This window comes from Neobacillus citreus (assembly GCF_018343545.2).
GTDB classification, from domain to species: Bacteria; Bacillota; Bacilli; order Bacillales; family Cytobacillaceae; genus Neobacillus; species Neobacillus citreus.
Genome location: NZ_JAGYPE020000022.1, coordinates 44,944 through 68,875, shown reverse-complemented (window position 1 = coordinate 68,875; position 23,932 = coordinate 44,944). Strand labels below are relative to the sequence as shown.

Genomic DNA, 23,932 nt, shown 5'->3' with positions numbered 1-23,932 from the left:
CTAGGAGATTAAACCTAATCGAATTCTTTGCCAACCATCCTTTAAGTTTCGACAAAGGAAAATATAAGTTTATTAAACAAATAAATAATACTTAAATACAGGTTGAAATCTATGTATTTAACTCACTTACTGATAGTCTCCTCCTTATGCTTTAAAACCAGTAGTAATAGACAAATGAGTAAAATAAAAAAGCAACCTGGTACCGATTGAAAAACCGAAAAAGGTTGCATACATATATTCTCGGTAACTGGCTGGCATTGTAAGTCATCCCTTACTTTAGCCCCTATAGTTTTGCGTGCACATCTTTCGAGGTGTTTGCCATTATCAATATCGGGTTTTATTTCCCGAGTCTTTAGAACTATTAAATTATAGTGAAGTATAAGAATGTTTGCAACCTTTGCGCAGTCCCATAACGTAAGATCTCTCCTATTAATCCCTAAACATAACCACTTGGTTTCTGCCATTTTCCTTTGCTGTATACAAGGCTTTATCAGCTTTTTCAATGAATCCCTCTACATTCTCGCCCTTAAATAAAGAAATCCCCAGGCTAATAGAAATAGGAATATGTGCTTGATGATAAGTAAAATCCGATTGATTAACATCTTTCCTAAGATGCTCCGCCAATATTTTACATTCACCCAAATCTGTGTTGGGGAGTATTATGGCAAATTCTTCACCACCAAAACGAACATACGCATCTGAGGTTCTAACATTTCTTTTTATAATATCTGCTATATGTTTAAGGGCTTCATCCCCACAGAGATGCCCGTATTTATCATTAATATTTTTGAAATGGTCAATATCAATCATAATAAGACTTAAAGGACAATTAATTCTTTGACTAAAAGGAATTGTTTTTTCCATTGATAAATCAAAATATCGTCGGTTATATAGACCTGTCAATGAATCTACGATGGTTAGTTTTTCCATATGCTTTAATAATTTATTATGTCTTAATACAAAATAACTTACCGTAAAGAGGATGGCAGCATCAACAAATGACTCCAAAATAAGTGCGACCGTTTCAATATTATTAAAGGATTGTTCCTCAATAAAATGGGTAGCATATTTAAAAAAAACGAAAAATAAAGCTGTTCCAACTATCACCTTCCATTTTGGATACAGGATCATAATCACGATATTCGGAATTAGAAAAAGTGACCAAAAAAATGAAGATAGACGTTGTAATTCTTCCTTCAAATTAAACGCTATTACGATAGGTAAAATCGTAAAAATTATAATAATAGACCACAGAATTTTCTTCCGTCTCACTTCCTTATATATACCTCTTTCCTCCCCCACTCCAAAAATACTCAAGTTCCTTCGGGTGGATGTTCATTTTCTAATTATTGTCTTGTAAGGCACATAAAGCGCATATTTTTAACAATCCGGATTAATTAAATAATGGAATGTTCAATAGGTATTATCACATCAACAGTGGTTCCTTTGTTCACTTTACTCTTTATTTCAATGGTCCCTCCATGCTCTTGGACAATTTTATAACATATCATTAATCCTAAACCCGTTCCCTTTTCTTTTGTACTGTAAAATGGTTCTCCAATCTTCTTAATTCTTTCCTTAGAAATACCATACCCCTGGTCAATAAAACTCATTTTAATCGAGTCAGTTCCATATCTTTGGACACGAACTTTGATGGTGCCTCCATTTGGCATGGCATCCACTGCATTTTGTAAAATATGCATAAATACTTTCTTCATATAATTGCTGTTACAAAATATGTTTGGTAAATCCGAATCAAATTCATGAATGATTTCAACATTTTGCACTATTGCCTGGGAGTTGAATAGTTTAAATACTTTTTGCAAAAGAATGGTCACATTTAATTTTTCCATCTGAGATGCATGAGGTTTAGCAAATTCTAAGAATTCTCTTGTAATTTCCTCTATGTTGTCAATTTCCTTTAAAATGGTTTTTAAATATAAAGGGTAATTTACTTCCTTTTGAAGTAATTGTACAAACCCTTTAATAGAAGTAAGGGGATTTCTGATTTCATGGGCTATACTCGAAGCCAGCTGCCCGATAACCGAAAGTTGCTCTGATTTTCTCATTAATTCTTCTGTTCTTTTCCGCTCGGAAATATCCCGCCCCACTGCTATAAAATACTCTATTTCTCCACATTCATCATAGACAGGCGATATTTTAGTTTCAATATCAACCCATCCTCCTAGGGCATGTTTATGTCTAAATTCAATTTGACATGGTGTTTTGAATTTAATCATATTCGTACATTCCTTTTGAATGGGAGGAATATCGTCGATATGTACTAACTCAAATTTAGATGTACCTTCATAATCTTTAACTGATAGCCCTAAAACTTTTTCATGAGAAGGGGATGCATAAAGAACCCTTCCGTTTTTATCCAACATAGCAACTAAATCTATGATATTATCTGTAATTAGTTGAAACTTTAAGTCTTTAACCCTTAATTCATCTTTTATTCGCTTCGTCTCTGTAATATCAACATAAGAACCGATGATTCCAACCACATGTCGATTTTTTAAAATGGTAGATAAAGAGGCAATGTAATGCACTCCATTTATTTCACCTTTATATGTTAAATTTTCTTCTCCATCCCACGCTCTTTGATAATTTTTTACTATTTTCTCAGCAATATCAACTGGCAGGAAATGTTTTAGTTCTTTTCCAACTACCTGTTCGGGCCTAAGACCCATTCGGTACATTAATTTACCATCACATAAGGTGTGTATAAATTTACCATCCTCCTTTACCACCTTAATAATCATCCCTTGCTGCTGCCTCATGATATCACGCAATTCTTGACGGGTGCTTTCCAACGCTTCCTGTATCTTTTTTTGGTTGGCCATTTCTTGAAAAATTCCTTCCTGAGATACAATTTGTTCTATAAAATGGAAATATTGAATTAATTCTTCTGGCGGTAATGGCCTACTAAAAAAGTATCCCTGTCCATGATTACAAGAATTTTTCTGAAGAAAAATCAATTCATCCTTCGTTTCAATTCCCTCTGCAACAGCTTTTATTTTTAAGTGGTGTGCCATTGAAATAATCATTTTTACAATGGTTGCATTGTTGAAATCCGATGTACAATTACGGATGAAAGATTGGTCAATTTTGATTTTATCGATGGGGAAATCACGCAAATAATGAAGGGAGCTATAGCCTGTTCCGAAGTCATCTAAGCTAATTTGAACCCCTAATCTTCTTAATCCTTTTATGGCTTCAAGTGCTCGATCTTTATCCATCATCATACTCTCTGTAATCTCAAGTTCAAGATATTCAGGAGGAAGTTCGGTTGCTTTTAAAATCTCCCGAACAACATTAACTAAATTAGGATGATAAAGCTGACGTACTGAAAGATTGACCGACATCACCATGGGTGAGAAACCAGCGTTGATCCATTTCCTATTTTGAAAACAAGCGGTCCTTAAAACCCATTCGCCCATCGGTATAATCAACCCTGTTTCCTCTGCAATTGGAATAAACTCAATTGGAGGAATTAGCCCTTTCTCCGGATGTTCCCACCTTATTAATGCCTCCACTCCATCGATTTTCCCTGTTTCCAAATTAACCTTTGGTTGGTAATAAAGTCGAAACTCATTCCTTTCCAGTGCATTCCTTATTTCCTCTTGTAATAATATTGGCTCATCTGTAATTACCAAGTTTCCTGTCTCCCTTGTACCCTTTTTTATAAACAAATCTATATTTATGTCTTTTTCACTAACCCAGAAGTAGAAAAATAAGGTAAAATCTCCTATTACTCTACCTTATTTGACAAAATTCTACAATACCTATAATGTAGATAATAGTTATCTATTATTTTTTTGGAGGGTTTATATGCAATATAGTATCGGGGTTGAATACGCCCTTCATTGTTTGCTTTACCTAATTAATCCCCCTACAGGGGCTAATATTGGAATTAAAGAACTCTCCAAATTTCAAGGAGTTTCTGAAACCTATCTATCAAAAATATTTACGAAATTAACGAAAGCAGGAATTGTAAGTTCCATACCTGGTGCTAAAGGGGGCTATCAATTATCAAGAAGACCTGAGGATATTTCTTTTTGGGATGTAGTAGAGGCGATCGAAGGCTCAAAACCTATGTTCCAATGCAAAGACATACGAAAAAATTGTTTTTTGTATCAGGAAACTGGTTATCCAGAATGCTTAGCCAAGATACCGTGCAAAATTAATGTTGTCATGCTTGAAGCGGAAAAATATTTGCGTAATTATCTTCAAGAAAAGAACCTGCTATGGTTAATGCAAGATTTGGAGGGCATTCTTCCTGAGAAATTCTTCGTAGAAACTAAAGACTTTTTTAATAAGTCCTAATTTTTTATCCAAAATTATAAATAGTGTCGCTAATAACATTTTCTCTTTTACCAATGGCATTACCTGCTCTTACGTGTATGTCTTATATTTACATAAATAATTCATATAAAATGGAGGAAATTGATTATGACTTTACGTTTTAACTATCGTATAGAAAATCCTGAATCTTTTAACACACTCATTAAACTTGAAGGTTTTATGAGTAAAAGCGGACTTGATAAAAAGCTCTACGAACTAATTAAAATTAGGGCATCTCAAATTAATGGATGTGCGTTTTGCTTGGATATGCACACGAAAGACTTACTTAAAATGGGGGAAACCACACAACGCATCAATTTGATTAGTGTTTGGCATGAGGCAAATGACATCTTTACTGAAAAAGAAAAAGTAGTTCTTGAATTAACCGAAGCTGTTACACTTATCTCAAATAAAGGTGTTCCAGAAGAGTTATACCAAAAGGTTCGGGAGTTCTTTACAGAAAAAGAATACGTGGACTTAATCATGGCGATTAATACCATCAATTCCTGGAATAGAATGGCAATCTCAACAGGTATGTTTCCAGAATGTTTTTAAATATTCTGTAGTCGAAGCCCTTTGATGAGGGCTTCGATACAAAAATATTACTTCAATTTAATAAGGGGTTTATAACTGGATTAAGATTAATGATTTCTCTTACCTTTATACCATTAATACCGAATGTAAAATTTGCGACAGTACATTCTAAAATTTCAAGTTCATTTATTCTCAAGCAAGATACCTTTTTCCTGGTTATACCTTCGTCCTTTCTAACTTTCTATGCTCTAAGCCTCTTACTTGTTCCATTGCCCCTTCCAATTTATCGTCGACTACACTTGCATCCTCAATATGTTTTAAAATCACTTCGTTAGCTTGTTCAAAAAGATGCTTTGTATCACTGATTTCACTCATCACATATTGGGAAGATTCCTTTTGTTCCTCAATTTTTTTAATAACACTATCCACTTCCGTTTCAACACTATTGATCAAACTTGATATGTAGTCTATTTTCATTGATGTATCTGCACTTAAACGAACCCCATTTTGAACAAGTTCCGTACTGGTAGTGGTTGATTGCAATGTTTCTTGAATATCTAATCGAATGCTTTTTGTTAACTCACTGATGCTGCTCGTACTGTCCGCTGTACTTTCCGCTAACTTTCGGACTTCCTCTGCAACAACAGCAAATCCTTTTCCTTGTTCTCCAGCTCTTGCCGCTTCAATGGACGCATTTAAGGCTAACAAGTTGGTTTGTTCTGCTATCTCCTTTATAACCTTGACCATTGTTTCAATTTCCTTTTCGCGTTCATTAAGCCTGTTCATTTTAGTAAGCGTTTCTTCTAATTGTTTACCTAACAGTAAGATTAATTGTTCAACTTTTTCAACAGATTGCCTACCTTCTTCTGTTTTTATCACCATGTCCTCTGCCGATTTAAGCAGTGCTTCTCCTTTTTGGGAAAGGACGACTGAACTCTCATATGAATGCTCACTATGGTTATTGACTTTATTAAAACGTTCATTTATTTTTTTTATCAAATCTCCCATCAAATGGTGCTGGCTATTGACCAATTCATGTTGTTCAATTGTTTTTGATAACTCTAGACTAACAGATTCTATAAACTCCTCTGCAGACTGGCTCCTTTTTTTTGCGTCTTCAAGAACGATTTCAAGTTCCTTTTTTAAATGATCTTTTTCTTCTGAAAACCTTTGATATTTATTTTTAGAAAATAGCATTTTTATCCTCCCAACAGTTGATAACTTAAATCTAATTAAATATGACATAATTTTTAAAAAAATCTCTTATAAAGATTAAACCACAAATTATTATTTGAAAGTGTGATATTTTCCCCATAACAGTCATTTTTGAGGCCACAGCGGAATTGTTCTATTCAAAGTTAGCTGAATTAAATGATCATAAATCAAAATATACTGATATTCCTAATTTAAGCACGTTAAAAGTAAAGAAACTTGAAAAGGACCAAAGAAATAGTCAATTAAATGAATATCTGGATAGATTTTATATTAAATCGAGTAGCATTGATAGTATTGGACCAAGCAGAAAAGCAGTACTCCAATCATATGGTATTGAAACAGCTAGAGACGTTTCTAAACAAGCAGTATTGAGGGTTCCTGGATTTGGTCCATCATTAACAAATAACCTTGTTGAGTGGAGAGAAAAGCACTTATCCCATAATCAGGGATGAGTACTCTTCTATTCTGTTGGGCATCAAAAGCAAACTGAAAATGATGAACCTTTTACCGTACCTGTCAAGCCTTCTTGAACTTTCCTGCCCAGTTTGTTTAAGTACAATCCTTCACAATATGTAAAGTCCGAAATTACCAATTGAACAATTAAATTATAAATAGTCCAATATCTTCTAATTATGATACGATTGAAATACCGATAATAGGAAGGAGAATTTTTTTGGTTAATAATATTTTTGTACCTATTTTCATTTCGTTTATTAGTGCTATAGTTGTATGGATTTCAGTTGCAGTTGCGAAGAGAAAGGATCGTTCTTAACGAGTTACTACTGAAAGCAATTCTTTTGTTTTAATACACTATAGTCTTCAAATGTTCAATGGTAATTCCTTTTTCTTACACAACTATCCTTCTATAATTGTATAACAAAAAGGCTGCATTTGTTGCAGCCAGTTCTTTAAGGAATGCACCCGATAGTTTAAGTACAACATTTCACAATCTTTTTGTAGAAAAAGAAAAAAGGCGACCCTCTACTTGAAGAATCGCACCCGTTTGCTTAATAAGAAATTTGAAATAAATGTATGCTTAATGTCTTTTTTCTTCCCAAGTCTTCATTAAATCTCTGTGAAATTCCTTTGGCTTTTCAATATAAAACCAATCGATGGAATGGGCAGGAGTTGGCATCCATTTCTTACGACGGATTCTAACCTTTTCGTGATATGTATAGTGCGGATAAATCACGGTTGACCTCATACCTCTTACATTGGAATATTGAATACTTTCAATCTCTTCCCAATAGACTTTATTTCCTCGTAAGTCTATTACAATTCCTTCATTATCCCAATAAATTCCCTTACCCTGTCTTCTTTTTCTTAAGAGATAAATCGAATACCCTAAAAATAACAATGAAAAAAACAACCCAACAATTGAGTAGAATATATTTGAGAGAATGTCTTTTAATCCCATAAAACAAAATGAAAAAAACATTATTCCACCAGTAAACATTAAAGCGAATATTGGATACAAAGAAAGTTTATACATTCTCAATTGTTCCAAATATAACAACACCTTTTTAGATTTGATTTGTTGTTATTTTATCAGTTTTTCTTCTTGAACTAAACTCCTTTAGTTTAATAACGGTAAAAAAAAGGACTGCGGAAAACAGTCCATTTTGTTGCCCAATTTAAAGTATATTTTTTCACGGAGTTGCATTAGTAATTTTATAATTTTTATGATTGACTATGGTTGAAATGGGTTCGTCTTTTGCTTTATTGTATCCGTACTCAACAATAACAGAATTTTCTCTAACAACTGTAACAATTCCTTCATAGTTTTTCCCTTCACGCTTAAATAAAATATTGTCCCCGATTTTAGCTGTTGCCATTTTATCACCCCGAACTTATTATTTTTAGCAAAGATAAAAAAATACAGGAACAATTCAGAATTCATATACAAAATGTAGTTATTACAAAAAAAAGGGGGCTGACGCAACAGCATTGTGCTTAACGAAAGCTACCCGTTAAGTACATTCCTTCACATATAGATATTTGGCAAACAATTATCAATCTACCTTAACATTAGCCTTCGTTACAATTTAGGCTTATCATTTTGTGACATCGACAAAAAAATTTTTGGAAAGAAAGTATTTTATCCTTTAAGGCAATAAACCATTTTAATATTAAAAGGTGGTCCAAACTAAATTTCTCTTTACTGCATACTTTATAACATAACAAACAAGGGAGTGATATAATGAAAATGGTTCGTCTTATTGATTATCAAGCATCAGAACCTATTAGTATGGTTAACAATAATAACCCAATTGCTATTCCTCATACTCCGAGTCTTACAGTACTTGCAACCATTCATATAACTATACCTCGAAAGAATGCAAAAAAAAATCATGTTGAATTAATTGCGACAATAGGCGTCCGTGGGGTAAGTGGTACATCACAAATTTTATTTAAAATCTTTCGTGATGGAAAACAAATCTTTACTGCTCAAGAGGGAGTGGAATCGGATCCTACATCAGAGGTTAATTATATTGCGACATTCCAAGCTATTGATACGAATTTAACAAAAGGATCACATTTTTATGAATTGACCGCTGAAAATATTACAAATGGCACAGAAGCAGCTGTTGTAGGACCAATCTCGTTTAGTGGATTTGCCGTAGCTCATGATGACCGTGAAAGTGATTTATAGATTCAAACAGAAACAGATCTTAGACTTCTAATAATCGAAGGACTTCCTATACCCCTTATTGTTGAGGGGTATATTTTTTTCACTTAAACAGCCCCTTTAGTGGAACAAGAACAAGGTATGTCGCCAGCAACCCCTTGTTTAGCTCATTCCCCCGTTACTCAATAAGGAACAAGGCTGTTTTGTCAATCTATTCTGTAATTAAATGACAAATTTATGAATATGGTCATAAACTCTTTTCATTTTCCGTTTTAATTGATATTATTCCTATGGATATAGTATGAATAGTAGGTGTTTTAATCATGTCTTTTTATGAAAATTTACCAAGTGGGGTTTTGATTCAATTCTATAATGAAGTGAGGATAAAGATTTCAAAAGGTGTAGTTTCTAAAAATATGTACTATGAATTAGGATTAATTATTGCAGCTGCGTCAAAAAGAGGATTACAATTGGAAAAACCACAGAATATTGTACAAGATGTGAATTATAGTTAAAGAAAGCCGTGCTCTAGAAATACCTTCTTCACATAACCTAATTCTAGTTGAAGAACAAAAAAAGAAGGGATTTCCGCTCCAATCCCTTCTTGAAGTAAAGCACCCGTTAGTGTAAGTACATTCCTTCACAAAGTGCCCTGTTCTATTTCGTCTTTACTTCTTAGATACCAGTTTATAAATGTATTGTCATCACAGACAATGGCTTCCCAATTCATCTTCTGAACAACCTCTTTAACGTCCTCTCCTTTAGAAAGGAACAGTGTGTTGAAGGAATCATAAACACTCATAAAAGCGTAATCCATATTTTCGTCTGTAATTATTAGTTCAACTGGCGATAGTCCAGATATATCTATTGACGAAACATGTTTTATTTTCAAAATTCCGCTATTATCAAAAATAGGTTCCGAAAAATATATTTTGTCAGCACCTTTGGAACTCAAAACTTTCAACAAGCCATTAATCAAAAACACTGATGTCTTATCTTCAGTTGGATAATATCGGTCTTTGTTTAAATTTAAATTTAATTTAACAGCTAAATCAGACCGTGCAAACTTTTTCTTTAAGGCATAAATTGATGTCAAAAGTGCTATCTCCAATTCTTCAAACGATTTTAAACCACTTTCTTTCATCACCGTTTTCCATAAAACTGGGCTACCTTGTTTTAAAATTTCCTCTTCAGTTGGGTAGTCATCCTCTTCTTGGTGAATTTGTTTGTTTTGTCTCCAACCAAGAGGCATTTGGACAAAGGGATGAAGTAAAATTGCTGCTGATTTAAAATTATTTGGTAATTGGCTTAAAATAGGTGACTTATCATCTAACCATATATAATCTAACAAAGAAAAACCTCCTATTTAAAGGATTGTTAAAAACCACTAATAAAACATCGGATAACTACCAATTTCGCTTAAGACAATGATTTTCCTTCTTTAAGTAACCTGCTTCGTTAGCGGAAGTAGAAAAAATGACCGCCGCAGCGATCACAACATCCTTAACAAAAGCACCCGTTTGTTTAATTGAAAACATTCACATTATATGTTTTTTTACAATGGTTAGGGTATATGAGAAAAGCAATATTTTAGTTCTACCCGTAGATGACTTCTCAAAGCACCACTACCATTTGGCATAGTATACATTGCTATGGTTAATTTCCCTTTTGTATATGGTTTTGAATCCAATGTTTTTCATTTCTAAATACATTATTTTCTTTTTTAATTACATAGGAAAATGTCTTTTTTACTTCTTCGTTGCTGTTTACAAAATTGATTAGGAATTTCAAGGCTTCTATTAAGGGTGAGGGGTCTGCTTGTATCTTCCGCTTTTTAGATACGTATTTTTTTATGTAATCAGATATAGGTAGGATAGCTGTTTCATCTCCGTGTTTTTTAATTGCACTTACAGCGTACGCCTTCGTCACTGGGCAACGATGATTTAATGCATTAATAAAGACTGGAGTAAGAGTTGAGTTTCCAAGAATACCTAGTGAGTGGATAGCAGAACATCTTACATCTTGATTGGGGTGCAGTAAGAGTTTTATTAGATAAGGAATACATCCTTGGGTTCCGCACTTTCCTAATGATACATTTGCGGTTACTATGTCAAACGGGTCTTTTGAAGTTACGATGAATTCAATCAATGCATTTTCAGCCTCTTCGGTTTTATATTCGCCCAAAGCCTCAATTGCATCATTTCTTATTTCATAATCTTTACTTTTTAGTTTTGAAATAAGTTCGGTTTCTTTGTTCAATTAGTTCACCTTCTCCATTACTTTACCGTTATTTTATCGAAAACAACTGTTACCTTCTACATTCAATATTCGTTATTTGAAAGAACATACCTTCTTGTAGTAACCTGCCACGTTAGCTTAATAAGAGCGAGTTTTTCACTTACATATAAAATGGGGATTTATAGAAATAATAATCAAAAAAGGTGGTATCCTCAAATGAAAAAAATAGTTACTTTTTTATTAAGTTAACTACTATTTTTTTAAATACGAACATTTTTTTACAATACATCTATACTAAGAATATTAAATATTCCCAAAAGTTGTTTTCAAAACCCGGCCAGGTCTCTTACTTATTACTAGTTTATACATACATAACCTCACTTCAGGAGAACAAATATTTTTTCTTTCCCTTTTTGAATTAAACTAAACCATTAGTCTGAGACATAAACATATGTAAAACGCTTCTCTAATTTTCTATTAAAATAAAATCTTTTCAATTTCTTCTCTCAAGAAAAGATATCCCCCTCTACCATCCAGATAAAAAACTATTGTAACTCCCATCTCTTTAATTTGATTGACTAATTTTTTACTATTTTGATTTAATTTTCTGGATATTTCTAGCAAGGTGATATACTCCTTTTTAAAAAGCTCCAAATCTTTATAATTAATTTTTACGATTTTTCTATTAACCTTATTAGCCTTTAAATACCCTTCGTCGATCCAATGCTTTACTATTCTATTCTCTGTCCCCAATAATATACAAACCTCTTTTAGAGAGTATTCAACTTTAATCTCACGTAAGCTTAGGTTATCTGCTAAATTCACTAATTCCTTTTTTGAAAATAAATATTCATTTAGTCCAGTTCCTGCCCCCCTCATAATTGGCCTAAAATTACCTGATATAATGTGTTCAACTAACTCACATATACTTCTATTTCTAGTGCCCCAAGAATGAATGCATGAATTAAAATCAATCAATCCGTTAATTTCACTGTTTAAACAAAGTTGGTTTTCAAATTGTTGTACGAGATTTTGAATGGATTTCAAATTAAAGTAGTTATGCTTACTATTAGCTTTAATTTCTTTATATCCTTCCAAATGTCCACCTTCGAACAACTTAATAATCTGATATCTATTAATGCCCAACATTAAGACAGCTTCAGGTAAGTTAATATGACTTTTTTTCCATTCTTTATATCTTAATAAACTTTTATAATCTACACTAATAAACTTTTGTTTACCTACAGTTTCAATTTCTCCTTTAAATTTCTGTTCAATAATTAGGTCAGCAATCGCATCATGATTTACCTTTAATATTTTGCTAGCTTCCAGCCCTGAGATATAACTTTTTTCACTAATGTTAGTATCAAAGTTAGTAATACGATTAAAATAGACCCTATAGAAATTTTTCTTAAGATATCTCTCAAATTCAAATCGAATAAAATTATAACAAGGATTACTGAATTGGGCATATAGCTCAATGTAGAACCTTCCAAAGTATGTAGAAACACCCGTTTTTCGATCCTTACGCCTTTTTATAGATCCAAATTGGTCCAAAAAATCATAAAAGTTATTAGGCCAATCCTGGAAAAGATTAAAAGCAGCATTTATTATTTCTAAGTACTCAATACCATTGTTATAATCACTAGATAGCCTTGGGAATTTCCTGTATTTATCGTAGTATAATTTCCTAATTATAAAGAGAATAAGAGAAGAAAAATCACTAGGAGTAAGAGTAGTAAGAATATTATTGCAGGAATTTGATTTTCTTAAAAAGGTATCTTCAATTAATCTAGTAATATATGAAAGCTCTTCCTTTACTTTAATTCTTGGAAGATTTTCCAGAAGAAAACCACATAAACACTTATTCATGTTTTGTAACCTACTTGATATAGCCCTATGACAGTTCGGACAACAATCAATTAATAGTAATTGATGTTTATCACAAATCGGATAAAAACTTAGATCCCATAATTTAAAATGATAATTTTGTTGCATAAAACATTCAGGGCAATATTTCGAATGAGTTGTAATTCCGTACAAATATAACCCTACCTGATTGGAGAAATCATCAATAAAGGTAAGTTTCCTAAGAATGATAGGGTCCATTCTAAGTAAATTAGCAAGTTTACATAAATCTTTTTCAATTTCAAATTTTGTTTTAAGATTCTTTTTTACATCACTAAGAGAATAAATCCAATTGGCATTATAATAATCATTACATAATGCAACACGTTGTATATAACCGGTTAAACTTTCACATTCATAAGGTGGTGGTACTTGTAGTAGATGATCTATAGAATGATTAACTGACATAATATTCCCCCCTAATAAAATAGCGAGAGATTCAATCTCTCGCTGTAAACTTGAATTATTCTTCCGGTAAATTATGAAATATATTCCGTTAAAATATGATTATATTCCAGTGAATTATGAAATTCGTTCCGGTTATTTATGACTCTATTCCGGAAGTTAGTGAAAAATTACAATTACCCTGTCTTTTTCCCATATTTCCGTTGTTCCTGTACAAAAAGGATTCCGAGTTCATGGTGTTCACCTTCGAAAAGGGCGCGCTGGACAAAGCGGATCTCACCGTTTGTATCGAGAACGTCAAGCTTGCAATGGGCACGATTCTTTTGGAGCGCCTCATAAAATGTTGACTCATCACGAATTTGCATTCCGTTCACTTTCGCAATGGTTTCCCCGACCTTGAGACCCATTTTATCTGCCGGCGATTGCGGAATGATGCCAATGATCATCAAGCCGTTATTTTTTTTCAAAAAATAAACTGGTTTGTTGTCATCCTTTAAGTAAGCGAATAATGATATAGCTTCCCGGCCGATGACGGCAAGTCCGACCGTCACAATCGAGCTGAGCGGATACCAATAGCCCGCCGCTGAAAGCAATGTTATGAATACACCAAGCGTAATCACCTGACGGCCATGCCTTTTAACGGCTTCGCTTGGAAGCATCCCTTTGATTTGCTGATGAAAGCTGATGGCGAAGGGTACTAGAATAAGAGAATAGTCTGTAACACCCAAATGGAATACCGGCCACCAATCGAATGGCAGTGTTAACGCATTTCCTGGTACCAGCATAAGCATGGGAAGCATCCAGAGGCGCTTCACCTCATGGGCACCAATGCTTTGGCCGCGTTTGCTCTTAACCAGCTTTGGTGAAGTCCCCTTGGTACCATTTTTAAAAATAAGGATCCCTTCAGCGATTATGAGGAAACCTAAAATGACCACGATGGATGGATAAATCCTGTCACTAATCTGGTTAAAGGCTTTTGAAAAAAACGGAATCGACCAATTGTTTTGTGCAAACAGGATGACCGCAAAGAATGCAGCCCCGACCGTGTAAGCCGGTGACATCCAGCGGACATTGGTGGTCAATGACCACAAAAGGGTCGTCCCTGCGATTAGCAGGATTGCCGCAAATGGCACAGCGATTCCCGCGGCGACTACAATGACCGACAGAATTAGACCGATGATAAGCCCGAGAGGAAACAGCTGCCGCAGCTCAAAATAGGCATCCTCCGCCCGCACATGGAAATTTTTCCGTTCACGTTTTACCCTCATCACACCCAAGATTCCTGCAAGGAAAACGAGATAGTATAAAACAGGATGAAGAAATAACTTGCCTGTCCCTTTGAGAAGTTCCACAAGCCATATTTGTACCAAATCCTGTCACCTGCCTCTATCAAAGTTTCTAGTAATGGAATTTAAAAGTCTCTAAGTTTTATTTTACCAAATTAAAACCATAAAACATATTGCTAGATTATAGAAACTTTTAAAATAGTTATTTTGGAGCGGGCGGGTTTTTTGTCTGATTGCGGTTATCCGCCGAATCTGACTGAATATCCGCCAATTTTGTGAAGTTATCCGCTCAATTTTTCTAATATCCGCCAACCTGATAGAGCTATCCGCCAAAATACGAATGGTATCCGCCAAACACCAGATTCAGGAGCACAAAAAAGCAGCAGCCCCCAACAAGATCAAGGGCCGCTGCTCTGTTACCAAAAAGATACCCTATTTCGCCGCCAGCCTCAACGCCGCTTGCAGCTGCAGGTCGTTTTTCTCTTTTTTCATTTCTTTCATCGCGGCTTCCTCTAGTTTGGAGGCCGTATTCGCGTCAATTTTCCCAGTAACCGGAAGGTCGTGATTTTGCTGGAAGCCTTTCACTGCTGCCGCAGTTTCCTCACTGAAATAACCATCCGTCCGCCCAGGAGCAAGCCCCAACCCGTCTAGAATCTCCTGAGCATTCTTCACCTGTTCATTGTTCATGTCCTTAACGAGTGGCTTTTCAATCTGAAGCGGATGGGTAGAGAAGATAACCGGCTGCTTAACGGCCACATCTGGCTTGATGCCCTTCTTATGAATCCAATTTCCATCCGGAGTCAGCCATTTATATAATGTCAGCTTGATGTTGCTGCCGTCCTCCATCGGCATTGCCTGCTGAACAGTGCCCTTGCCGAATGTTTTCTCTCCGACAATCGGGTAGCCGGCCGCTTCCTTTAACGCTCCAGCTAAAATTTCCGAAGCTGAAGCACTGCCTTTGTTTGTAAGAACGACTACCGGATACGGTTTTTTCTCAGTTATCGCTGAAAAAAAGCGCCGCTTGTCGCCATTTCTCTCCTGAATTTGAACGTAAGGTTTGTCGTTTGGAATAAACTCTTTTAAAATCTCGTCAACACTCTCTAGGAGTCCGCCCGGGTTACCGCGCACATCAAGCACGAGTCCTTTAATTTTGTCATCCTCTAACTCTTTTAAGCTCTTTTTAAAATCTTCATCTGTTTGATCAGAAAAAGAAGTAATCTCGATGTAGCCGACTTTTTTGCCGTCCTGCTTTTTGACTGAGGAATGGACAGTCTCAAGCGGAATTTCATCGCGCTTTACTTTTACTGTCAATGGTTCCTTGAGGCCTTTTCTGGCAATCTCTAAAGTGACGGTTGTCCCTTTTTTGCCGCGAATTTTAAGCGTCGCTTTATTCAGGTCGAGTCCTTCAACAGAGTCCCCGTCCACCTTTAAAATTTGATCATTCGGCTTGATTCCTGCTTTTTCAGCAGGTGAATTTTTAAAAGGCGAGACAATAACAATTTTGCCGTCGACCATTCCCACTTCGGCACCAATTCCTTCGAAGGAGGATTCCAAGGTTTGTGTAAATTGCTGGGCTGTATCCTTATCCATATAAACGGAATATGGATCCTTTAATACCGAAAGCATCCCTTGGATGGCGCCCTCGACCAGCTTATCTTGGTCTACTTTTTCGACATAGTTGTCTAGGATCAGGTCATAGGCCTTCTCTACCTTTTTCAGGTCCTTGGTTTCCGTTTCGGATGCCGCTGTTTTAACATTGGCGGCAGCTTTAGGTTTGTTTTGCGGAATGAGCGCCTGCTCAAGCGTCGAGGATGCTTCTTTTTTCTCTAAAAACTGCATACTCCCATAGGTGCCGCCTGCACCTGTTAGCAGCGACCCTGCCATCATCAAGGCTATCCATTTTCGATTCATTAAAAGGTCCTCCTCATTAATACGCCTAATAATCTATTTTCTAAAAAGGCTCCGAATTCCTGCCCGATTATTAAGATATATGTAAGGAATGGACGAGTTATGAATAGGACAGATTACAAATGAAAACTCGCCGATTGGCGAGCCCGTTAGGACGGTTCATGAGGCAAAGTTGACATTGTACGCTATTAGGAAAAAAACAGGCGGAGCCTCTGCTCCGCCTGTTTAAGTTATTATGTTTACAACGGTACAATTCCCACCGGATTGATAGCCGCATGGTATTGCCATTTGCCTCTGTATAGCTCGAAGTGCAAGTGCTGGCCGTGGGAGTCGCCAGTGTTCCCCATAAGTCCGATTTGCTGGCCTTTTTTCACAGTTGTGCCTTCGCCAACCATTATCGTACTCATATGCGCATAAACGGTTGTATAATACTGACCATTGATATTATGCAAAATGTAAACGACGTTTCCATAACTGCTTGAGAAATGAGATACATACACTTCTCCATCTGCTGCGGCAACGATTGGCACAGAGCCCGCCTTGGCAATGTCGACGCCGTAGTGGAAGCTGCCATCTCGCCCACCGTATCCTGAAGTAATGATACCTGCAGCCGGTCTTGTGAAGCTGCCTCCCGAAACCGGTGGTGCTACAGCTACTGTATTGCTGCCATTGCCGGACGGCTTAGCCGCAGCAGCGGCAGCAGCAGCTGCTGCTGCTGCTGCTGCCGCTTCCTGGGCTTTGATGGATCTTTGAATTGCAGCCTCCTGAGCAGCAAGAATCTGCTCCTGCTCCTGCATGTCCACTACATATTCCTGGGCTTCTGCTTTTTGGTCAGCTATCGTAGCCAATAAATTATCTTTTTCAGCCCGTTGTGCGCTTAATTGCTCGTTCATTTTTTTCAAATCGGCGACCATCGTTTCTAAACTAGCAAGATCCGATTCTACTTTTTTCTGCTTTTCTTCCACTTCAGCTTTGTCAGCCTCGTGTTGCTTTAAAATATCCTGGTCTGCCTGCATGAATGTGGCTACCGCGCTTGCCCGGTCGATAAAGTCACTAAAACTCTGCGACCCCAGCAAAACATCCAGGTAATTTATTACAGTTCCATTTGCCTGATAACTACGGACCCGGTCCTTCAAAAGAACATTACGTTTTTCAATACGTTCCTGTAAGACCTTTATATCTTCTTGAAATTTGGCGATTTCAGCCTTTGTTTCGTCAATCTTTGCATTTTTTTGATTGATTTTACTAGTTGTGTCGTTCATGGCAGCCTCAAGACGGCTGATTTCATTGTGAACACTGTTTTCTTGATTTTGCAGATCATTAATTTTTGCATTCGCATCGTTAATTCCTGACTTAAGTTCTGACCGTTGGCTGTGGATTTTATTCTGCTCACCCTTCAGACTGGAAATAGAGGCTGCTTTTGTTGTCAGCGGCAAGCCTCCAAGGACAGTCCCAATTCCGACGGTGGCAGCAGCGGTCAGCGTAATTATCGTCTTCTTCATTCCGATTTCTCCCTCGTTTCTCTCTCTCATCGGTTAATCGTCCCTATTTTTCAGATGATTCTATAAAACACACAAAATCAGGAAGGAACAATATACGGTTCCCTCCTGATCTTATTAAACTTTTAAAAATTTCCTTACCGACATGACACTGCCCCAAACTCCGATAAAGGCACCCATTAATAGGAGGATACCGGCAACTTGATAGAAGAATGGATCAAACGGAAGGATTTTAATAAATGTCCCAACCAGCTTAGGGCTAATATAATCGTAGGCTCGGTAATAAGCGATGCCGATTAAGATGATTGGCAAGATTGAACCGATAATTCCAAGCCATAACCCTTCAAGGAAGAACGGCCAGCGAATAAAGGAGTTTGTCGCTCCTACCAGCCTCATAATCTTAATTTCTCTTCTTCTCGCAATAATCGTAATTTTGATCGTATTGGAAATAAGGAAGATCGCCGTAAAGAACAAGCCTAGGATTAACACAACTCCGACATTTCGGCTGGCTTTAATGAACTTAAATAGTTTTTCAACCTTGTCCTGACCGTATTTGACCTTGGCGACATAATGGAGCTTTTCCACTTTTTTCGCGGCCTTCATCGTGTCGGTTGGATTTTTTGTTTTTACAATAAACACGTCATTTAAAGGGTTATCCTGTTCAAAAAGCTTAAAGGCTTTCCCTTCTTCACCCATGCTCTGAACTAAATCTTTCAATTCTTGTTCCTTAGGAGAAAATTTGACACTTTTCACCTCAGGAATGGCCTGAATCTGTGCCATCAAGGCATCCTGATCCTGTTTGTTGGCAGCAACATCGATATGAACGCGGATTTGCACGTCCTCTTCAATTGTATCGGCCACTTTATTAAGGTTCATCATGATAACAAAAAAGACACCAACTAAAATAAGGGTAACGGTAACGGCCCCAACAGACGCAAACGTCATCCAGCCGTTTCTTTTAATGCTCTTTAAACTTTCCCGGGCGTGACGGCCAATTGTTCTAATTTTCATAACCGTATTCACCTCTTTGTTCATCACGCGCAATTCTTCCGCCTTCAATAGCGATGACGCGATGCTTTAAAGTATTAACAATCTCTTTGTTGTGAGTTGCCATTACGACAGTTGTGCCGCGATTATTGATCTCTTCAAAAATTTTCATTATCTCCCATGATGTATCCGGGTCAAGGTTCCCTGTCGGCTCATCCGCAATAACGAGTCTTGGTGAATTGACAATGGAGCGGGCAATCGAAATACGCTGCTGCTCACCGCCAGAAAGCTCGGAAGGAAGCATTTTAATTTTATGCTTCAAGCCAACAAGATCCATAACTTCCATGACACGTTTCTTAATTACCTTCGGCTGCGCCTCAATAACCTCTAGAGCGAATGCAACATTTTCATAGACTGTTAGAGTTGGAAGCAGTTTAAAGTCTTGGAAGACAACGCCAAGGTTACGACGGAATAACGGAACCTTGCTCATCTTTAACTTCGCAATATTCGCTCCATTGATCGTGATCGTTCCAGAGGTTGGAATTTCTTCGCGGTACATCATTTTAATAAATGTCGATTTTCCGGCACCGCTTGGCCCGACGACATAAACAAATTCACCTTGATTAATCCGGACGTCAATCCCATTGATCGCTGAAACGCCATTCGGATATTTTTTGTATACTTCCTGCATTTCTATCATATAAAATCACCTATTGTTTTAAGTTTGTTTTACAAATTTCGACAATACGGCCAAAATAACTACAACTATATTCATAATTCTGCATGATAATATTATAACATCATAATTTGTCAAAAAAAGTGGTATTTATATTACAGTTTCTTTTCAAAGAATACAAAACACGACTTGTTTCTTCCTAAATGACAATATTTTTAATTAATGATTGTTCTTTTTGTCGAATTTCTTCGTGGCACATACTAGAATAACATACATAGTTTGATTGTCCAGCCATAAGGTATCTGGTAAATCAGGTTAGAATTAACTTTTTTCGGGGATGAAAAAATTAAAAACGCCCTGTATGGGAACAGAGCGTTTCTTGTGTAGTTTTTACTTTTTCGCAGATAGCCATTCAGCCACTTTGTCAGCATCATCACCAGTAATGACGCCTGCAGGCATTCCGCCGCGGCCATTATGAATGATATCCAGGATTTCATCCTTGGAATACTTAGAGCCAACCTTTGTTAGGTTAGGTCCTACTCCGCCTTTAAGGTCTCCCCCATGGCAGCTGGAGCATTTTTGATCAAAGATCTTAGCAGCTTCATCACCGGTTGCAGTGTCTTTACCACCGCCGCCAGTGTCCTTGTCCCCGCCGCCGCCACAAGCAGCGAGTCCCATTACTAATGATGTTCCTAATAACAACGTTAGCAACTTTTTCTTCATTGTTACTCCCCCTAATGTAAATAATCCCATCACTGATTAATTATACCAATGTTATGGGCGTTTGAAACCCTCCCCTAACACCTCTGCGGCATCCATTACCACGACAAATGCAGACGGGTCAAGGGTTTTGACCAATTGTTTCAATTTTGTGAACTCCGTTTGATCCACCACACACATCAAAACTGGGCGTTCATGCTCGGTGAAACCACCGTATGCTGATAGTTTTGTCACACCACGGTCTATTTTATGCAAGATTCCCGCACGAACTTCTTCTTGCTTATTTGTAATTATCATCGCCATCTTTGACCGGCCAAAACCGACCTGGACCAAATCAATGGTTTTGCTGGTTACGTAAAGTCCGATTAAGGCATACAAGGCTTTTTCAATATCAAAAACGATAGCCGCTGTTAGGACGATAAGGCCGTCAATCATAACGACACATCTACCTAGAGTAAAACCCGTGTATTTATTGATGATCTGTGCGGCAAGGTCTGTTCCGCCAGTCGACGCATTTCCTCTAAAGACAATCCCAAGACCAAGACCAACGCCAATCCCGCCGAACAAGGCACCAAGCAACGCATCATGAGTCCACGGTTCCCAGCCTTTTGTTAAAAAAACTACAAATGGTAGAAAAACAGTTCCGGCTAGTGTTTTGACGCCAAATTGTTTTCCAAGCAACATAACTCCAGCGATAAACAATGGAATATTGAAAGCCCATTGGACGTAGGCGGGCTCAAGGCCGAGCACGGATTTTAAAATAGTGCTAATGCCGCTGACTCCGCCCGAGGCAATTTGGTTTGGCAGGAGAAAAACGTTGAACGTAATCGCAATAATGGCTGCGCCGACCAGAACAAAAAGGTAGTCGGCCGCGATTCTAGTTTTTGGATAAGTGTTTGTTAAATTGCTCAATATATTCATGAAATGATACCTCTCTTATTAAATTCCGATTGAGAGTATAGCATGGGAAAAATATGGTGTAAATGGCATTATGTTAACGCGATAAAGGGATAAATTTATATTTAGCATTTGCTTCTTACGTCGAATTCATTAGAGATAAGAATTTTTGAGTCTAATTTCCCAAATGAGTTAAGTACTTGTCGAATGCTGGCGGCTATTTATGTTATCATTTGTTAATGAGGAGGTGAACACGATGGAACATTTATTAAAACAAATGATGGACCAGATGAATCAGCAATTCGCCAAAATAGATCAGCAATTTGATCGAGTAAACCAGCAATTCAGCCTCATGAACTCTCGTTTTGACAGAATTGAAGATCGGATTCAATCTCTAGAAGAAACAGTAAAAAACAACGCTTCGGAATTTAGAAGCCATTTCCGCCGTATCGAAGATAAACTGGAAAGCCATGATAAAATGTTTGAATTAATTTCAGGCTCGGCAAAATAACCTCTAAGATATAATCTTAAATCGCTACTAAGTCACCTCATTAATCTTCAATAAATCCACCATGATTCGCAAATATTTTTCCAAAATTAAAGCCTTTGCCAACTAAGTCGACAAAGGCTTTAAAAATTTTTATTTCCTATTATGAAATACGTGAACGTAAGTAAGCATTAATAAATTGATCCAATTCTCCATCCATGACAGCCTGAACGTTACCAGTTTCGGCATTAGTACGATGGTCCTTTACCATGGAATACGGATGGAAGACGTAAGAGCGAATTTGGCTTCCCCAGCCGATTTCCTTTTGCTCGCCGCGAATTTCCAAAAGCGCCTTTTCCTTCTCTTCAATTTCTCGTTGGTAAAGTTTAGACCTTAACATGTTCATGGCATGCTCGCGGTTTTGAATCTGCGACCGCTCGGTTTGGCAGCTTACTACAATGCCGGTCGGGAGATGGGTAATTCGGATGGCTGATTCTGTTTTGTTAACGTGCTGTCCGCCGGCGCCACTGGAACGGTACGTATCTACCCGTAAATCCTCTGTCCGAATTTCAACCTCGATATCATTGTTTAGTTCCGGCATTACTTCACAGGATGCAAAAGATGTATGCCGCCGGCCTGAAGAATCAAACGGCGATATCCTTACCAAGCGGTGAACTCCTTTTTCTGCCTTCAGGTAACCATAGGCATTGTGCCCTTTAATAGCGAGGGTCACGCTTTTGATGCCTGCTTCATCACCCGGAAGATAATCAAGGGTTTCTACCTTAAAGCCCTTTTTCTCGGCCCACCTTGTGTACATTCTTAGCAGCATGGAGCCCCAGTCCTGTGACTCTGTTCCACCGGCACCCGGGTGAAGCTCAAGGATGGCATTATTTTTATCGTACTCTTCACTTAATAGAAGCTGCAATTCAAATTGACCTAACCTGTCTGTCAGTTGCTGAAGCTCTTCTTCAAGTTCGGTCTGCAGCTCGGCATCGCTTTCTTCTTTCACCAGCTCATAGGTCACTTCTAGGTTCTCAAATGATTCGTTAAGTTCATAAAACTCATGCACCTGGTCCTTCAATCCATTGGCCTCGCTGATTACCTTCTGGGCCTTTTCTTGATCATTCCAGAAATCGGGGTGGAGCATTTCGTCCTCTAGCTCTGCAATCCTGGCTTCCTTGTTTTCAAGGTCAAAGAGACCCCCTAAAGTCCGCTAATTTCTTAGCCGTAATTTCAAGTTCATTGCGAATTTCCGCTAATTCCATTTTCGTCACCTCTAAAAAGTTATAACGTTTATTATAGTGTATTCCTTAAATGCTTGTAAGTCCTTGTTCATTATAACTTGAGAAGTGGGAAAAGTTCAAAAAAAGGTGTGATTTGTTTTTTTTGTCATTTTTAGCGATAATCAAGAAATTATCCCCTAAAACCTTCGTATTTTTCTATATGAATCTGTCGAAAATGGTACTATTAAATATGAGCAGGTGTAAAATATGAATTTATTGGATGAACTAATTGATACATATTTAACGAACAATATCGGACAGTCTTACCTGGATTTAGAGACGAAACAAGTTGTCTATGACGGAGACCCACTCATAACCGGCGAAGAAGGAATAGACTGGGATGATGAGGAAAATATAGACCGTTATGTAGAGATTCCAAGTATCGAATCTTTTCAAGCATTTCGGCTAATGGAGCTATTTGCAGCACAGGTTAATGATGACAAAAAAAGCGATCCGCTGTTTCAAGCGTTAAGCAGCAGTCATCGGCCTTTTCGAAAATTTAAAGATGGGCTGATAGAAGCGGGGCTTGAAACTGAGTGGTATGCCTTTGAATATCAGTATGCAAAAAAAGAAATGGAAGACTGGTTAGAATTTTTAGAGAAAAAAGAGGTGTAAAACGAGATGGAGAAACCAAGCCGTAATGAACCATGTCCCTGCGGGAGCGGAAAAAAGTATAAAAAATGCTGCGGCGCAAGTGAAGCTGTGTCCATCACCCATTTACTTGAAAGTGAAGCCGACGAGCTGCAGAAGCAAATGATTCATTTTGCGTTCAATTATTTTGGCTCGGAAATCGAAGATGATTTTGAAATGTTCATGGAGTATAGTAGCCTCGAGCTAGAGGATGAAGAAGAACGGGAATTCTATGAAGTGGTTCATGCCATCTGGTTTTCCCTTTTTGAAGAATTGGATGACG

At 37.2% G+C, this 23,932-nt stretch carries 24 protein-coding genes and 1 riboswitch; of the genes, 8 read left to right on the top strand and 16 right to left on the bottom strand.

Annotation, left to right across the window (positions count from 1 at the left end; genetic code table 11):
• Window positions 1-239: 239 nt before the first annotated feature.
• Window positions 240-330: riboswitch (cyclic di-GMP riboswitch) on the bottom strand.
• 99 nt (window positions 331-429) lie between these two features.
• Both KHB02_RS13750 and KHB02_RS13745 read right to left on the bottom strand, forming a co-directional pair.
• Complete coding sequence (locus KHB02_RS13750; RefSeq protein ID WP_213144129.1) at window positions 430-1,317, bottom strand: GGDEF domain-containing protein; 888 nt, start codon at window positions 1,315-1,317, stop codon at window positions 430-432.
• A gap of 80 nt (window positions 1,318-1,397) precedes the next feature.
• Complete coding sequence (locus KHB02_RS13745) at window positions 1,398-3,659, bottom strand: EAL domain-containing protein (protein ID WP_213144128.1); 2,262 nt, start codon at window positions 3,657-3,659, stop codon at window positions 1,398-1,400.
• Between the two features lie 175 nt (window positions 3,660-3,834).
• On the opposite strand from KHB02_RS13745, the gene KHB02_RS13740 reads away from it, so the two are divergent.
• Both KHB02_RS13740 and KHB02_RS13735 read left to right on the top strand, forming a co-directional pair.
• Window positions 3,835-4,329 (top strand): RrF2 family transcriptional regulator, encoded by a 495-nt coding sequence (locus KHB02_RS13740; protein WP_213144127.1) that lies wholly within the window; start codon window positions 3,835-3,837, stop codon window positions 4,327-4,329.
• Between the two features lie 126 nt (window positions 4,330-4,455).
• Entirely contained in the window at window positions 4,456-4,902 is a 447-nt protein-coding gene (locus tag KHB02_RS13735; RefSeq protein ID WP_213144126.1) for a carboxymuconolactone decarboxylase family protein, read from the top strand.
• Between the two features lie 195 nt (window positions 4,903-5,097).
• On the opposite strand, the gene KHB02_RS13730 is transcribed toward KHB02_RS13735, so the two are convergent.
• Window positions 5,098-6,078, bottom strand: a complete 981-nt coding sequence (locus tag KHB02_RS13730; protein WP_213144125.1) for a methyl-accepting chemotaxis protein — start codon at window positions 6,076-6,078, stop codon at window positions 5,098-5,100.
• A gap of 146 nt (window positions 6,079-6,224) precedes the next feature.
• Here KHB02_RS13730 and KHB02_RS13725 point away from each other — a divergent pair, with 146 nt between their 5' ends.
• Window positions 6,225-6,548: a hypothetical protein gene (locus KHB02_RS13725; protein ID WP_213144124.1), complete on the top strand. Its 324-nt coding sequence runs from the start codon at window positions 6,225-6,227 to the stop codon at window positions 6,546-6,548.
• A gap of 584 nt (window positions 6,549-7,132) precedes the next feature.
• Here the strand turns inward: KHB02_RS13725 and KHB02_RS13720 are convergent.
• Both KHB02_RS13720 and KHB02_RS13715 read right to left on the bottom strand, forming a co-directional pair.
• Window positions 7,133-7,603, bottom strand: coding sequence for a hypothetical protein (locus tag KHB02_RS13720; protein WP_213144513.1), 471 nt, complete (start codon window positions 7,601-7,603; stop codon window positions 7,133-7,135).
• A 142-nt stretch (window positions 7,604-7,745) separates the two neighbouring features.
• Window positions 7,746-7,931, bottom strand: coding sequence for a DUF2187 family protein (locus tag KHB02_RS13715; RefSeq protein ID WP_213144123.1), 186 nt, complete (start codon window positions 7,929-7,931; stop codon window positions 7,746-7,748).
• 371 nt (window positions 7,932-8,302) lie between these two features.
• Here KHB02_RS13715 and KHB02_RS13710 point away from each other — a divergent pair, with 371 nt between their 5' ends.
• Complete coding sequence (locus KHB02_RS13710) at window positions 8,303-8,749, top strand: exosporium protein C (RefSeq protein ID WP_213144488.1); 447 nt, start codon at window positions 8,303-8,305, stop codon at window positions 8,747-8,749.
• 299 nt (window positions 8,750-9,048) lie between these two features.
• On the top strand, window positions 9,049-9,240 hold the full coding sequence (locus KHB02_RS13705) for a hypothetical protein (RefSeq protein ID WP_213144122.1): 192 nt from the start codon (window positions 9,049-9,051) through the stop codon (window positions 9,238-9,240).
• A gap of 125 nt (window positions 9,241-9,365) precedes the next feature.
• Here the strand turns inward: KHB02_RS13705 and KHB02_RS13700 are convergent, their stop codons facing one another.
• The 10 genes from KHB02_RS13700 to KHB02_RS13655 all read right to left on the bottom strand — a co-directional run bounded on the left by KHB02_RS13700 (window position 9,366) and on the right by KHB02_RS13655 (window position 21,273).
• A complete protein-coding gene (locus KHB02_RS13700; protein ID WP_213144121.1) occupies window positions 9,366-10,076 on the bottom strand; it encodes a DUF2711 family protein in 711 nt (236 codons plus the stop codon).
• Between the two features lie 305 nt (window positions 10,077-10,381).
• Window positions 10,382-10,984, bottom strand: coding sequence for a HEAT repeat domain-containing protein (locus tag KHB02_RS13695; protein ID WP_213144120.1), 603 nt, complete (start codon window positions 10,982-10,984; stop codon window positions 10,382-10,384).
• Between the two features lie 456 nt (window positions 10,985-11,440).
• Window positions 11,441-13,279, bottom strand: coding sequence for a TniQ family protein (locus KHB02_RS13690; protein ID WP_213144119.1), 1,839 nt, complete (start codon window positions 13,277-13,279; stop codon window positions 11,441-11,443).
• A gap of 173 nt (window positions 13,280-13,452) precedes the next feature.
• A complete protein-coding gene (locus KHB02_RS13685) occupies window positions 13,453-14,646 on the bottom strand; it encodes a PDZ domain-containing protein (protein WP_213144118.1) in 1,194 nt (397 codons plus the stop codon).
• 348 nt (window positions 14,647-14,994) lie between these two features.
• Window positions 14,995-16,473: a S41 family peptidase gene (locus tag KHB02_RS13680; RefSeq protein ID WP_213144117.1), complete on the bottom strand. Its 1,479-nt coding sequence runs from the start codon at window positions 16,471-16,473 to the stop codon at window positions 14,995-14,997.
• Window positions 16,474-16,709: 236 nt separating this feature from the next.
• Window positions 16,710-17,972, bottom strand: coding sequence for a murein hydrolase activator EnvC family protein (locus tag KHB02_RS13675; RefSeq protein ID WP_213144116.1), 1,263 nt, complete (start codon window positions 17,970-17,972; stop codon window positions 16,710-16,712).
• Window positions 17,973-18,086: 114 nt separating this feature from the next.
• The gene (gene ftsX, locus KHB02_RS13670) at window positions 18,087-18,980 is read right to left on the bottom strand and encodes a permease-like cell division protein FtsX (protein ID WP_213117660.1); all 894 of its coding nucleotides are present in this window, start codon (window positions 18,978-18,980) and stop codon (window positions 18,087-18,089) included.
• Window positions 18,970-19,656: a cell division ATP-binding protein FtsE gene (gene ftsE, locus KHB02_RS13665; protein ID WP_213144115.1), complete on the bottom strand. Its 687-nt coding sequence runs from the start codon at window positions 19,654-19,656 to the stop codon at window positions 18,970-18,972. Before ftsE ends, ftsX begins: the two co-directional genes overlap by 11 nt.
• A 366-nt stretch (window positions 19,657-20,022) precedes the next feature.
• A complete protein-coding gene (gene cccB, locus KHB02_RS13660; RefSeq protein ID WP_213144114.1) occupies window positions 20,023-20,355 on the bottom strand; it encodes a cytochrome c551 in 333 nt (110 codons plus the stop codon).
• Window positions 20,356-20,406: 51 nt separating this feature from the next.
• Window positions 20,407-21,273, bottom strand: coding sequence for a YitT family protein (locus tag KHB02_RS13655; RefSeq protein WP_213144113.1), 867 nt, complete (start codon window positions 21,271-21,273; stop codon window positions 20,407-20,409).
• 232 nt (window positions 21,274-21,505) lie between these two features.
• Between KHB02_RS13655 and KHB02_RS13650 the strand changes: the two genes are divergently transcribed.
• Complete coding sequence (locus KHB02_RS13650) at window positions 21,506-21,760, top strand: hypothetical protein (protein WP_213144112.1); 255 nt, start codon at window positions 21,506-21,508, stop codon at window positions 21,758-21,760.
• A gap of 139 nt (window positions 21,761-21,899) precedes the next feature.
• On the opposite strand, the gene prfB is transcribed toward KHB02_RS13650, so the two are convergent.
• Window positions 21,900-23,001 (bottom strand): peptide chain release factor 2 gene (gene prfB, locus KHB02_RS13645; protein WP_213144111.1). Its coding sequence is split into 2 segments (ribosomal slippage): window positions 21,900-22,928 and window positions 22,930-23,001, totalling 1,101 coding nucleotides; the frame shifts between segments, so codons are not numbered across the junction.
• A gap of 225 nt (window positions 23,002-23,226) precedes the next feature.
• Between prfB and KHB02_RS13640 the strand changes: the two genes are divergently transcribed.
• A complete protein-coding gene (locus tag KHB02_RS13640) occupies window positions 23,227-23,634 on the top strand; it encodes a UPF0158 family protein (RefSeq protein WP_213144110.1) in 408 nt (135 codons plus the stop codon).
• A gap of 6 nt (window positions 23,635-23,640) precedes the next feature.
• The coding region (locus KHB02_RS13635; protein ID WP_241113852.1) for a YecA family protein at window positions 23,641-23,932 on the top strand (292 nt) is incomplete at its 3' end.

Bases quoted from the DNA above. Each gene is read 5' to 3' on its own strand.
- KHB02_RS13675 (WP_213144116.1), bottom strand. From the start codon at position 17,972: ATGAAGAAGACGATAATTACGCTGACCGCTGCTGCCACCGTCGGAATT.
- ftsE (WP_213144115.1), bottom strand. From the start codon at position 19,656: ATGATAGAAATGCAGGAAGTATACAAAAAATATCCGAATGGCGTTTCA.
- ftsX (WP_213117660.1), bottom strand. From the start codon at position 18,980: ATGAAAATTAGAACAATTGGCCGTCACGCCCGGGAAAGTTTAAAGAGC.
- KHB02_RS13715 (WP_213144123.1), bottom strand. From the start codon at position 7,931: ATGGCAACAGCTAAAATCGGGGACAATATTTTATTTAAGCGTGAAGGG.
- KHB02_RS13650 (WP_213144112.1), top strand. From the start codon at position 21,506: ATGGAACATTTATTAAAACAAATGATGGACCAGATGAATCAGCAATTC.
- KHB02_RS13710 (WP_213144488.1), top strand. From the start codon at position 8,303: ATGGTTCGTCTTATTGATTATCAAGCATCAGAACCTATTAGTATGGTT.
- KHB02_RS13680 (WP_213144117.1), bottom strand. From the start codon at position 16,473: ATGAATCGAAAATGGATAGCCTTGATGATGGCAGGGTCGCTGCTAACA.
- KHB02_RS13655 (WP_213144113.1), bottom strand. From the start codon at position 21,273: ATGAATATATTGAGCAATTTAACAAACACTTATCCAAAAACTAGAATC.
- cccB (WP_213144114.1), bottom strand. From the start codon at position 20,355: ATGAAGAAAAAGTTGCTAACGTTGTTATTAGGAACATCATTAGTAATG.
- KHB02_RS13740 (WP_213144127.1), top strand. From the start codon at position 3,835: ATGCAATATAGTATCGGGGTTGAATACGCCCTTCATTGTTTGCTTTAC.
- KHB02_RS13705 (WP_213144122.1), top strand. From the start codon at position 9,049: ATGTCTTTTTATGAAAATTTACCAAGTGGGGTTTTGATTCAATTCTAT.
- KHB02_RS13735 (WP_213144126.1), top strand. From the start codon at position 4,456: ATGACTTTACGTTTTAACTATCGTATAGAAAATCCTGAATCTTTTAAC.
- KHB02_RS13640 (WP_213144110.1), top strand. From the start codon at position 23,227: ATGAATTTATTGGATGAACTAATTGATACATATTTAACGAACAATATC.
- KHB02_RS13730 (WP_213144125.1), bottom strand. From the start codon at position 6,078: ATGCTATTTTCTAAAAATAAATATCAAAGGTTTTCAGAAGAAAAAGAT.
- KHB02_RS13690 (WP_213144119.1), bottom strand. From the start codon at position 13,279: ATGTCAGTTAATCATTCTATAGATCATCTACTACAAGTACCACCACCT.